The organism is Cryobacterium sp. 10C3 (assembly GCF_034314285.1).
GTDB classification, from domain to species: domain Bacteria; phylum Actinomycetota; class Actinomycetes; order Actinomycetales; family Microbacteriaceae; genus Cryobacterium; species Cryobacterium glucosi.
Window position 1 is genome coordinate 2,942,466 of the sequence record NZ_JAVIWF010000002.1, and the last position, 11,876, is coordinate 2,954,341.

Genomic DNA, 11,876 nt, shown 5'->3' on the forward strand with positions numbered 1-11,876 from the left:
AGGGGTGCGCCCTCCCCTTCCATTTTCCCCTTCCACTGGTCCTTCTCCTTCTCGCATCGAGGGCTCGTGTGGACATCCGCGAGCCCTCAGTGGACCCTCACCGAGTCCTCGTCGAATGCGAACGACAGACCCGCGAGGTCTGCGCTTGTGGGCAGGCTTCACGCGCAAGGAAGGGGCACAAGGGGAGACTGATGAGCAACGCACCTCTGGCAACCGGACAACTCACCCGAGCGGACCTGTGCGTGCGCTAGGCAGCAGCTGCCGCTTCGGCTCCGATCCTCATGCATTGGTCGCACGGAGTCGGATACTCGTTGTGCAATGCACAGAAGCCGGACCGGTCGCCGGCCCGCGGCGGCAGTGGCAGTGTTGCTACCGGGGCGACTTGCGAGGCGGTAGCCATGAGCGCCAACCTGAGATTTCCGCAATCCTTGCACGGAAGGTCTGTTCCATTGGGATGGCGGCTGCAGGATGGTGGGCGAACTCGCCCCGTATGACTCACTGGGCCCATAGCTCGGTTGAGGCTCTCCCGCGTCCCACTCTTCGCTGATGCCGCACTTTCTGCGGCGTTTGGACCCCAGGGTGGGATCGGATGTGCCACCTTCGAAGGACGATCGATCTTCTGGTGAACAAGCCAGTTCACGACCTCGAAGTACGTCTTTCTTCCGGAGTCGTAGGTGCGAATACGACCGGCGTCCACAAGTTCGTCGAGGTCCTCCTCGATCATTTTGCGCGTCACGTTGTCCTCAAAACGCCAGAGGTCGCCCTTCACAACTCGCGCGTCGAAGATATTGCGTCCATTGTCATCAGCAAATAGCCACAGTCCAATCCACGTGAGACGCGCTCGCAAGCTCAGAGCGACCACATCATCGCTCTGGAAAAAGGCCGGCTTAATGGTTCGAATGCGGGCCACTAGGACTCAACCCTTCCGAATCGGGACCGGAAGTGGCCGGTTGGTGTCGCGGCATCCGACCTGGGCCGAACGACTCGACGAGCTGACGGCGCTCACTGAAATTCCCCAGTTCTGCTCACTGAAATTCCCCACTCCGGGTCGCTTCCGCTCATAGAAGCGGGCCTTCCTCGATGCTGGTGGTCTTCGACCACACACCAGTACGAGGAAGGCCCTACTCCTATGCTTTCAGAGGAGGACGACGTGGACATCCACGCGCTCAAACGGCAAGGGATGACGATCAGTGAGATCGCCCGCCGCACCGACCACGACCGTAAGACAATCCGCGCCTACCTGGCCGGCCAACGCACCCCGGGAGTGCGTCAACGCGCCGCCCCGGACCCGTTCGACGCGTTCATCGACTACGTCACCGCCCGCCTGGGCGAGGACCCGCATTTGTGGGCGGCGACGCTGCGGGACGAGCTCGTCCCGCTGGGCTTCTCGGGGTCGTATCAAACCCTGACTCGCCAGATCCGGGACCGGAACCTCCGGCCCGCCTGCACGGCCTGCGCGCACGTGACGAAGCGGCCCAACGCGATCATTGAGCACCCGCCGGGCGAGGAGACCCAGTTCGACTGGGTCGAGCTGCCCGACGCCCCAGCCGCCTGGGCGTTCCCGACCAAACGCGCCTACGTCCTCGTCGGGTCCCTCGCGCACTCCGGGGTTTGGCGGGCGGTGATCTCCCCATCGATGGACCTGCCCCACCTGCTCGCGGCAATGACGGTGCTGCTGGGGCTGCTGGGCGGGGTGACGAAAACGTGGCGGTTCGACCGGATGAGCACCGTGCTGAAGGCCGGGACGAGTGATCTGACGCCGATGTTCGCCGCGTTCTCCAAGCACCACGCCGTCAGCGTCGTCGCGTGCCGGCCCCGGTCGGGCAACCGCAAGGGCGTGGTCGAGAAGAACAACCACACCGCCGCGCAGCGCTGGTGGCGCAACCTCCCCGACGACGTCACCCTCGAGCAAGCACAGCAACGCCTCACCGCATTCGCGACCGGGCAAGACGGCCGGCGGCGCGAGGGCCGCGACGGGTCGACGACGGCCGCGGTCATGTTCGCCGCAGAGCGCCTCCAACCGTTGCCGCCGACCGTGTTCCCGGTCGTGGTGACCGAGGAACGCACCGCGACACGGCAGGCCCTGATCGATTGGCGCGGGAACCGGTACTCGGTGCCGCCAGAGCTGGCCGCGGCCCGCGTCGTCGTCCACCAACGCCTCGGCGCGGCAACCATCGACATCGCCACGGTCTCGGGCGTCGTCCTTGCCCGACACACGCTCGCGGAGGCTGGCCTCGGAGTCACGATCCGCGACAGCGGACACGTCACCGCCCTGGAGACCATCGCGATGGCCTCAGCGCCTCCCGGCCGGCCGCACCGGAAGAAGGAACGCATCCCGCCCGGCATCGCGGCCCGCCGCGCCGCCCTGGCGCTGACCGGCACCGCCGAACCCACCACCGTGATCAGCCTGGCCGCTTACGAGACGGCCGCGAAGAACAGGAACACCCTCCGATGAACACACCCCTGACCACCACCGAAACGACCGCTGCGCCTGTCTCGACGGCGACGGCGGCGAGCGTCTATCAGCAGTTGCGCGGCCACCTCACCGAGCTCAAACTCGCCGACGCCGCCGACGCTCTGCCCCGCGTCCTGGACCAGGCCCAAGCCGAGGGTTGGAGCCTCACCCACGCCCTCGAGCGCCTGCTCGCCATCGAGGTCACCGCGACCGACGCCCGACGTCTCTCGGGCCGGTTCCGCTTCGCGAACCTCCCCACCGGCGCCACCCTGGACGACTTCGACCTCGACGCCGCCTCCGGTATCGACCGCAACCTCCTCGCCGAGCTCGGCACCTGCCGCTACCTCGAGACCGCGACCAACGTGCTCCTGATCGGACCGCCCGGAGTCGGGAAAACCCACATCGCGACCGGCCTCGGCCACGCCGCAGTCCAGGCCGGCTACCGCACCTACTTCACCTCTGCCGCTGACCTCGCGGCCCGCTGCCACCGCGCCGCGATCGAGGGCAAGTGGGGCACGATGATGCGGTTCTTCGCAGGCCCCACCCTGCTCATAATCGACGAACTCGGCTACCTTCCGCTGCCCGCCGAGGCCGCGTCAGCACTGTTCCAAGTCATCAACCAGCGCTACCTGAAAACATCGATCGTGATCACCACGAACCGCCCCGTCGGCGCCTGGGGCGAGATCCTCGGCGACACCACCGTCGCCGCCGCGATGCTCGACCGGCTCCTACACCGATCCGTCGTCGTCACCCTCGACGGCGGCTCCTACCGACTCCGCAACCACGCCGCCCAATCCAACGAGCTCCGCCGCGTGACAACGGGCACGAACTTCCACTAACCTAACCCCGCGACCTGGGGAGCTCCGATGAGCAAGACTGGGGAAATTCGCTGAGCGCCGTCAGAGCTGTGAAAGGACTATCGGCGCCGCACTCTAGTGCTGAAAAGGAGACGAAGAACTTGGAAGCCTCCTCGAGGTGGCAACGAGATCGGAGCTGTTCACGCCCCGGATTATCTGCATTGCACATGTCGAAGATCGTGTCCTTAGTGCGCCCTGCAGTCGAGTTCCGCGGCAAAAGGGCCTTCGCGGATTTCTTGGTATTGTTCATGAACCATTCTCCTAGCGGTGGTGATTTGTCGAAGCCGTCACCGAGTTACAGGTCGGTGACGGCACCCTCGTTGCCCTTTTCACGCGTCCTCCAGAGCTGTGCCTCTCCGCGCGCTGACTTCAATCCAGTCGATGACCTCCGACTCGACGTAGATGACCGTCTTGGGAGTTGGCTTGCGGTACCGAGGGCCCTTCCCGGTGAAACGCAACTGGGCAAGGGATCCCTTCGTCATGCCGGGGATAATCTCGCAGACTTGCTGCGGTGAGAGATACCTAGTCAATTCAGCTCCATCTCGCATACACAAAACCGAAGCGTTCTGTGTACGGGCTATACACTACACATAATCCACGATATTGTGTCTACATGTTTGAAACGGTTGAATATGAGCTTGGGAAGCAAATCGCCCACTTCCGAAAACTACTCAAGATGAGCGCCGATGAACTTGCCGAAAAGGCTGGATTCGGACTGACTAGATCGATAGTCGCCAATCTAGAGAATGGTCGAAAAGAGGATGTGACCGTGAGGCAACTCCTTGCGATGGCATTCGTGCTGGAAGTACAGCCAGCTGACTTGATCTTCCCCTTGAAGCAACCGTATAAGCGGATAGAAATCGCGAACGGAGAGAACAATGTCGTGCTCACGCCAATGTGGCTCGCTCGCGATTGGTTCACCGGAACAGGCAGCAGAAAGACGACCAGTTCTCTATTGAACGGTGAACCCATGCTGAACCCGCCGGGATTCGGTTATTCAGAGAACGAGATCATATTGATCGACCTCCGCAAACGAAGCGAACTACTTGAACAACTCGACCGACCAGAGAGCGGTTACCGCTTCGCGCCCCAGCGGAAGGGTTTCACAGTCAACCAGACAGCGAAATTCTTGTATCAGCGTGATCAGGAATCCAACCACGCTAACCTCTATCGGGTCGAGAATCGGCTGCGCGCCGCGGGCGTGAACCTGGAAAATCCGATCGGCCCGTCTCCCGAGACCCCCTTCTAGACATGGGTAGCATCACTCCTTACGAGACCGTAGCCGGCAAGCGCTATCGGGCTCGCTACCGCAAACCCGACCACTCCTCCACTGAGCGGCGCGGCTTCTCAACGAAGAAAGCTGCCGAGCTCTTCTTGGCTTCAATCGAAGTATCCAAGGCCAGAGGCGAGTTTGTGGATGCAACCGCATCTAGGTCAGTCATCGATATCCTCGGAGACGAGTGGTTGAACAATCAATCACACCTAAAACCCTCAAGCTTGCGCCCAATCGAGTCCGCTTGGAGACTGCACGTCCAGCCATTCTGGGGAAAGCGCTCGGTTGGCTCCATCCGTCACAGCGAGGTTCAAGGTTGGGTCACCGAACTATCCAAACGCAAGGGTGCAACGTTGGTGATTCGAGCATTCGGGATTCTCGCGTCGATCTTGGATGTCGCTGTGAAGGATCGCCGCATTAGTTCGAATGCCGCACGCGGGGTGAATCTTCCGAGAAAACCTCACAACAAGCATGTCTATCTTTCCCACCAGCAGGTTCAACTCCTCGCCGACAACGCTGGTCGGCATTCGACTCTGCTCCTATTCCTGTCATACACGGGTCTCCGGTGGGGCGAAGCAACAGCCCTAAGAGTTAGAAGTCTAGACACCACGAGGCGCCGTGCGAACGTCACTGAAAACGCCGTGAGCGTTGGCGGACCGATCATCGTTGGCACGCCGAAGTCGCACGAATTCCGCAGCGTTCCGTACCCTGAGTTTCTAACCGATCTGCTGGCCAAAGCATGCGCGGGAAAGGATCAAGATGAGCTTGTCTTCGGTGCCGGACTCGTCCATGTGCCGCTTCCCGACTCAAGAAGAGGTTGGCGAGTTTCGGCAGTAAGAAAGGCCCAAGCCATTGACGCGACACTTCAGCGAGTCACCGTCCATGATTTGCGCCATACAGCCGCCAGCCTGGCGATCTCCGCCGGCGCAAACGTGAAAGCCGTCCAGAAGATGCTTGGACACGCTTCAGCCGCCATGACGCTGGACACATACGCGGATCTATTCGACGACGATCTTGACGCTGTCGGAATCGCGCTCAATCAGGCAAAGAAGGTTTCAGATGTGGGCAAACCGTGGGCAAACCCCGAATCTCTGTAATGAAAAACCCCCTGCTTCCCAGTGTTTACAAGGGATTCAGGGGGTTTGACTGTGGCGGTACCGGTGGGATTTGAACCCACGGTGGAGTCTCCCCCACACAACTTTTCGAGAGTTGCACCTTCGGCCGCTCGGACACGGTACCGAGGGAGATTGTACGTGAGAAACAGGGGTCTGCGCGAATCAAGCCGATATTCGGGGCTCGAGGGCGGCATCCGCTTCACTGGAAACGGCGACACGCGGACACAGGAAGCAGAAAGCCGGCACCCAGAAACCGGCGGTACGCTCCCCCGTGTCTAACGTCAAACCGAACCTTCGCGCGCTCCTGGTCACCCTCGGCGCCGTCACCACAGCTACCGGAATGACCGCTGCCGCCGTCGTTCGGGCACGCGGATTCCGGGAATGGCGCCAAGGCAACGCCCGGGTACTCAACGAGACCCTCCCCGCGCACGCCCAGTGGTGGCGGGAGCATGGCCGGGAGCCGGGCGAGCTACTCTACGTGGCCATCGGCGACAGCGCCGCGCAGGGGATCGGGGCAAGCGAACCGCGGCGCAGCTACGTCGGGTTGCTCGCCGATCACGTCCGCCTGGCCACCGGTCGCACGGTGCGCGTCGCCAACCTGAGCGTCTCGGGAGCGACCGTCGAGCTTGCCGTTCGCGACCAGCTGCCGCTCCTCTCGGAACTCTCCCCCGACATCGTCACGGTCGCGATCGGTGCGAACAACGTGGCGGTGTGGGATGCGGCGGTGTTCGAATCAGGGATCCGCACGATCTTCGCCGCGTTGCCACCACACGCCCTCGTGGCCGACCTGCCGTGCTTCCACCTGCCGCACAACGAACGGATCGTGGCCGTAGGGAACCGGATACTGCGGACGGTCGCCACCGAGTACGGGCTCACCGTTGTGCCCCTGCACGCGACGACGAAGCGGCCGGGGCTGCGCAGCGTCGCCACCCACGTGGCCAACGACCTGTTCCACCCGAACGACCGCGGCTACCGGGTCTGGGCCGAAGCATTCCTCCCGGCGTTGAGCGAGGACATCGCGCTGCTCGTTCCCGAGGACGCCGAGGAGTTCGCCGACCTGCGCGAGGGTAGGCGCGCCCGACCGGACGGGTGGGCGCGCGGACTTCGGCCAGGGCGTGCGCTCGAGCTTCAACCGGCGTGGGCACGCGGCCGATTGCCCGGGTGTCGGTGGCCGAAGCTAGGCTCGCAAGCATGGCCAGACCCGTTTCCTCCTTCCGCTGCACCGAGTGTGGCTGGACCACCCTGAAGTGGGCCGGGCGCTGCGGCGAGTGCCAGCAGTGGGGCACCGTGGTCGACATGACGGAGAAGGCGAGCCTCACCCGCGCCGTCAAGCCTGTCGCCGTGATCGGGTCCGGCATTGCGCGTCCGATCACGCACGTGGACACCACCGCGGTCTCGCACTGGCCGACCGGCATCGGCGAGTTCGACCGGGTGCTCGGCGGCGGCATCGTTCCCGGTTCGGTCATCCTGCTGAGCGGCGAGCCCGGCGTGGGTAAGTCCACCCTGCTGCTCGAGGTCGCCTCGAAGGCAGCGGCAGCCAAGTCCCGGGTGCTCTACGTGAGCGCCGAGGAATCGGTGAGCCAGGTGCGCCTGCGCGCCGAGCGCACCGGGGCCTTGCAGCGCGAGCTGTTCATCGCCGCCGAAACCGACCTCGCGACCATCCTCGGCCAGATCGACGCGGTGCAGCCGAGCCTCGTCATCATCGACTCCGTGCAGACCGTCGCGAGCGGTCTCTCCGACGGGCTTCCCGGCCAGCCGAGCCAGGTGCGCGAGGTCGCATCCACTCTCATCCGGGTCGCCAAGGACCGCAACCTGCCGATCCTCCTGGTCGGGCACGTCACCAAGGACGGGTCGATCGCCGGCCCCCGCCTGCTCGAGCACCTCGTGGACGTCGTCTGCCAGTTCGAGGGCGATCGGCAGACCGCGTTGCGCTTCGTGCGAGCGCTCAAGAACCGTTTCGGGCCGACCGACGAGGTCGGCTGCTTCGAGATGACCGGCGAGGGCATCTCCGAGGTTCCCGATCCGAGCGGCCTGTTCCTCACCCGCGGCGGCGTCCTGGTGCCCGGCACCTGCGTCACGGTCGCCCTCGAGGGACGGAGGGCGATGCCGGTCGAGGTGCAGGCACTCGTCATGCCGAGCTCGGCCCCTAACCCGCGCCGGGTGACCAACGGCGTGGACTCATCGCGTGTCGCCATGATCATCGCCGTGCTCGAGCAGAGGGCTGAGGTGAAGGGCCTCGGGGCGTCGGATGTCTACGTGTCGACCGTAGGCGGCATCCGTCTGACCGAACCCGGCGCCGATCTCGCCATCGCGCTCGCGATCGCCTCCGCGTCGCGGAACAAGCCGATCGGGCATGACGTCGTGGCGTTCGGCGAGATCAGCCTCGCCGGCGAGGTGCGGCCGGTGTCGTCGGCCAAACAGCGTGCGAGTGAGGCGGCTCGGCTCGGGTTCGTGACCCGGATCGACTCCGGTGCCGGGCGGCTCGACTCTGCGATCATCCTCGCGCTGCGGGAGCCTGTCTCGGCACGGGACGCGGAGCTCGACGCGGCGTTCCGGTAGGCACGGGCGCCGGGCGGGCTAGCGCGACACCGAGGCCTGAACGGTTGCGGTGTGCACGACCCGGTTGCGGCCGTCGCGTTTGGCGACGTACAGCCGCACGTCCGCGGCTCGGAGGAGGTCGGAAGCCTGGACGCCGTCCTCGGGGGCGAGAGCAACCCCGATGCTCGCGGTGACGGGCAGCCCGGCGGTGATCGGGGTCCAGTCGTAGTCGGCGATGTCGCTGCGGGCCTCCTCGAAGCGTTCCCGGGCCTCTGCCGCGTCAGCGCCGGGCAGGATCAGCAGGAATTCCTCTCCGCCGAGGCGGGCGGCGATCCCGCCGGCGACCCGGTTGGCTGCGCGCTTCAGGATCTCGCCGAGCATGCGCAACACCTCGTCGCCGACCGCGTGGGACAGGGCGTCGTTGATGCGCTTGAAGTGATCGATGTCGATCAGGGCGATGGCGAAGCACGGCCCGCCCTCGCCGGACCGGATCGCCGCGACGCTCAGGTGTTCGTCCACGAAGCGGCGATTGTGCAGGCTCGTGAGCGGGTCGCGCTCGGCGAGTTCACGGTAGCGTTCGCTCTCGCGCCGCGATTCCGCGGTCTGGAACATGGCCTCGAGGATCCGCCCGCGGGATTCGTTCTCGCTCGCGCCGAGCGCGACCGACTGGGCGTGATAGCTCCGGTAGGCCTCGAAGGCCCGGCGGTAGTCGAGGTTCGCGGCGTAGGCCTCGGCCTGTTCGCGGGCGACTTCGGTGAGCCAGCGGACGAGGCCGTGACCGGCGGCGAGGGTGGCGCACTGGTCGATCACCCGCTGCGCCGCGTCGAGCCGTCCCTGGATCCGGTAGACCTCGGCGAGGGTGACCAGTGCTGCCGAGACCGCATCGGGGTTGGGGTCGTCGTTCGCGGTTTCGATGGCCGGAAGCAGCATCCGCTCGGCTTCGTCGAGCCGCCCCGCGGTCAGGTAGACCCTGGCGATCGTGTCGCGCGCGTACATGCCGATCGGGCGGGAGTTCGCCGTGGACAGTGCGAGCAGCTGCTCGACGGTCTCGAGCGCGGCCACGTGGTTGTGGGCGAGATACTCGGTGTACGCGAGGTTGTTCAGGATCATGTAGCGGATGTTGGTGTCGGTGTCGTCGATGACGAGCCGCAGGGCCTCGTTGTAGCGGCGCCGCGACTCGTCGAAGGATCCGGCCGATCCAAGGGCGTCGGCCAGGCAGAGTCGGGCTGCGGCCCGCATCAGCGGCACCTCGCTCTCGTCGATCAGATCGTTGACGAGAACGGCGTGCTCGAGGGCGAGGGCGGGGTCACCGACCATCTCGAACACCGAGCCGAGCACGTCGTGACAGCGGGACTGCAGGGCGACTTCGCCGTGCCGCTCGGCCCAGGCAAGGATCTGTTGCACCTCGGCCGCGCTGCGGCTCGGATCTCCGCGGGTGCGGCTGATGTTGGCCAGGAGCACGCGGAGGCGCCGCGCGACGGCTCCCCTGCCGAGGCCGGTCTCGACGCTGCTGTAGTCGACGAACTCACCGTTCGCGCCATCGATGTCGACGACGCGCAGCTCAATCAGCCAGTCCCTGGCGGCCTGGTTGGCCTCGTCGCGGTCGATCCAGAAGAGGCGCTCGACGCGCGCGAGTCTCGCCTCGATCGATTCATTCGGCGGTGCGTTCATCGTGGCCTGCTCCCCGACAGGCGTGTGTTCCCGGCCTTCAATCTCCCCACCGGGAACCCTCTCCGAGAGAGGGAGGAACACTGTCGAGGCTCAGCCTAGCGCCCAGCCCGGACACCGGCGAATGGACGCCGCAGGATGCCGCCGATGGGGGTGCCGACTCAGGCGTCGTCGCTGGAATCGGTTTCCGGGAGGGTGCCGAGCGCCGCCATCAGGTCGTCAGGGGCCGCCTGCATCACGTGCGGGCCGGCGATGTCGAAGAAGACCATCTCAAGCACGTTCCGATGCACGGTGAGGAAGTCGCGCAGCCACTGGGCGTCGCCGACCATGACCTGGGGGTCCACTTCATCGGGCACCATGCGGACGTAATTCTCGGCGGAGGAGAAGAGCAGCAGCATCCGCTTGTCGGTGCCTTCGCGGCCGAAGACGCGAACCTGCTCGCCCTGCCCGTTGACGACGAGCTGCGGCACGATCACGACGTCGTTGCGGAGGGCGTATGCGACGGCTGCTACGTCCTGGGCGGCGAGGGCGGTAGCAAGGGCCACGGAGCGGGTCGGCGGGGTCGGCGGCGTCATGTCAGTCGGGTCAGTCACGCCACCCATTCAATCATTCCGTCCGCACCGGCTGGGCACCGGAGCGGACTATTCCGCTCTGGGCTGACGTGCGGTACGGGCAATCGTTCAGTCGAGGATGAACTGCTTGGGTGTCGCCGATGCGATGCCGTCGACGGAGACGGCGAGATGATAGGAGGCTCCCCGGCCGGCGCGGCGGTGCGGGTGGACTCGTCGCAGGTGGCGGCGTTGGAGCGGACCCGGTCCCAGGCGATCGGTGTTGTCGAGCTCACCGGAACGCCCGGTTGCAGGGTGACGTCGGCGTCGGCGGCCGCACTCTGGCAGTCCGTCGAGGTCCAGTAGATGTCCTGGCCGCTCGAGATCGTGAAGACCTGTTTCGAGGTGCCGGCGTTGATCACGCAGGGGACGGTGCCCGTGTTCGTGATGCTGAGGGAGAGTTCGGGCTTCTGGCCGGGCTGGTACGTGACGGCGTCGGTCAGCGCTTCGACGGTGACGGCGGCCGGGTCGCAGGCGGCGGGGGCGGCGTCCGCAGCAGCGGCGGCGGGAGCGGGGGCGTCAGCGCCGGCGGTCGTGGTCGGCGTGGGGGTCGGGGCCGGCTGGCCACCGCCGGATCCCGGGCGCACCACGATCAGCACGATGATGACTATCACGAAGAGCAGGCCAAGACCCACGATGAGGCGGCGGCGCCAGTAGACCTTGCTTGACTGGGGGCCGACCGGATGTTTGATCGTCGACATGCCCCAAGGCTAACGAGCTTTGCCCGGCAGCCGCGGGAAGGCGCTGCGTGTCGGCGCGGATTCCCGGCCTCAGCCGAGCCGCTTCACCATTCTGGTGTTGCCGAGCGTGTTGGGCTTCACCCTGGCCAGGTCGAGGAATTCGGCGACGCCCTCATCGTGGGAGCGGACGAGTTCGGCGTAGACGAGCGGGTCGACGGTCTCCGAGCCCATGTCGGTGAATCCGTGCCGGGTGAAGAAGGGCACCTCGAACGTGAGGCAGAACAGTCGGGAGAGGCCGAGCTCGCGGGCATCCGCTTCGAGGCGGGCGAGCAGAGCGTGGCCGACGCCGCGGCCGAGCCAGTCGGCAGTAACAGCGAGGGTGCGCACCTCGCCGAGGTCCTCCCACATCACATGCAGGGCACCGACGCCGATGAGTTCGCCTGCGGTGTCTTCGACCACGCGGAACTCCTGGACGGCCTCGTAGAAGACGACGCTTTCCTTGCCGAGCAGGATGCGCTCCTGGACGAGCGGCGCCACCAGGGTCTGGATGCGCGGGACGTCGCTCGTGCGCGCCCGGCGTACCGAATACTCCTGCTCCTGCATGCCAGCCCTCTCGCCCGTGCTCGTGTGCGTCACACCCAGTCTATTGAGCACGGGCACGCAGGAGGGGCCAGGCGGATGT

The 11,876-nt window shown here is 65.6% G+C and carries 11 protein-coding genes and 1 tRNA gene; 6 read left to right on the forward strand and 6 right to left on the reverse strand.

Translation table 11 applies throughout. From position 1 onward, the window contains the following. Window positions 1-1,129 precede the first annotated feature (1,129 nt). Together RGU41_RS14900 and istB are read left to right on the forward strand one after the other, a co-directional pair. Window positions 1,130-2,455: a Mu transposase domain-containing protein gene (locus RGU41_RS14900; protein WP_322136738.1), complete on the forward strand. Its 1,326-nt coding sequence runs from the start codon at window positions 1,130-1,132 to the stop codon at window positions 2,453-2,455. Beyond that, window positions 2,452-3,294 carry an IS21-like element helper ATPase IstB gene (gene istB, locus RGU41_RS14905; RefSeq protein ID WP_322135512.1) on the forward strand — a complete coding sequence of 281 codons (843 nt, stop codon included), beginning with the start codon at window positions 2,452-2,454 and terminating at the stop codon, window positions 3,292-3,294. Before RGU41_RS14900 ends, istB begins: the two co-directional genes overlap by 4 nt. 347 nt (window positions 3,295-3,641) lie before the next feature. Here the strand turns inward: istB and RGU41_RS14910 are convergent, their stop codons facing one another. Then, window positions 3,642-3,794, reverse strand: coding sequence for a hypothetical protein (locus RGU41_RS14910; protein ID WP_241975362.1), 153 nt, complete (start codon window positions 3,792-3,794; stop codon window positions 3,642-3,644). A 131-nt stretch (window positions 3,795-3,925) separates the two neighbouring features. Between RGU41_RS14910 and RGU41_RS14915 the strand changes: the two genes are divergently transcribed. Next, window positions 3,926-4,561 carry a helix-turn-helix domain-containing protein gene (locus RGU41_RS14915; protein ID WP_134559191.1) on the forward strand — a complete coding sequence of 212 codons (636 nt, stop codon included), beginning with the start codon at window positions 3,926-3,928 and terminating at the stop codon, window positions 4,559-4,561. A 2-nt stretch (window positions 4,562-4,563) separates the two neighbouring features. Then, window positions 4,564-5,682 (forward strand): tyrosine-type recombinase/integrase, encoded by a 1,119-nt coding sequence (locus tag RGU41_RS14920; protein WP_134559193.1) that lies wholly within the window; start codon window positions 4,564-4,566, stop codon window positions 5,680-5,682. 52 nt (window positions 5,683-5,734) lie between these two features. Here RGU41_RS14920 and RGU41_RS14925 read toward each other — a convergent pair. Next, a tRNA-Ser gene (locus RGU41_RS14925) sits at window positions 5,735-5,824 on the reverse strand. 147 nt (window positions 5,825-5,971) lie between these two features. Here RGU41_RS14925 and RGU41_RS14930 point away from each other — a divergent pair. Together RGU41_RS14930 and radA are read left to right on the forward strand one after the other, a co-directional pair. After that, on the forward strand, window positions 5,972-6,946 hold the full coding sequence (locus RGU41_RS14930; protein ID WP_322136739.1) for an SGNH/GDSL hydrolase family protein: 975 nt from the start codon (window positions 5,972-5,974) through the stop codon (window positions 6,944-6,946). Further along, window positions 6,892-8,259, forward strand: a complete 1,368-nt coding sequence (gene radA, locus RGU41_RS14935) for a DNA repair protein RadA (RefSeq protein WP_134446306.1) — start codon at window positions 6,892-6,894, stop codon at window positions 8,257-8,259. Before RGU41_RS14930 ends, radA begins: the two co-directional genes overlap by 55 nt. 18 nt (window positions 8,260-8,277) lie before the next feature. Here the strand turns inward: radA and RGU41_RS14940 are convergent, their stop codons facing one another. The 4 genes from RGU41_RS14940 to RGU41_RS14955 form a co-directional block, all read right to left on the reverse strand. Next, window positions 8,278-9,909, reverse strand: a complete 1,632-nt coding sequence (locus RGU41_RS14940; RefSeq protein ID WP_322136740.1) for a diguanylate cyclase — start codon at window positions 9,907-9,909, stop codon at window positions 8,278-8,280. Window positions 9,910-10,067: 158 nt separating this feature from the next. Next, window positions 10,068-10,499 carry a dehydrogenase gene (locus RGU41_RS14945; RefSeq protein WP_322136741.1) on the reverse strand — a complete coding sequence of 144 codons (432 nt, stop codon included), beginning with the start codon at window positions 10,497-10,499 and terminating at the stop codon, window positions 10,068-10,070. After that, window positions 10,496-11,215: a hypothetical protein gene (locus RGU41_RS14950; RefSeq protein ID WP_322136742.1), complete on the reverse strand. Its 720-nt coding sequence runs from the start codon at window positions 11,213-11,215 to the stop codon at window positions 10,496-10,498. The genes RGU41_RS14945 and RGU41_RS14950 overlap by 4 nt, the downstream gene beginning before the upstream one ends. A 69-nt stretch (window positions 11,216-11,284) precedes the next feature. After that, the gene (locus tag RGU41_RS14955; protein WP_134446389.1) at window positions 11,285-11,797 is read right to left on the reverse strand and encodes an amino-acid N-acetyltransferase; all 513 of its coding nucleotides are present in this window, start codon (window positions 11,795-11,797) and stop codon (window positions 11,285-11,287) included. Window positions 11,798-11,876: the final 79 nt, after the last annotated feature.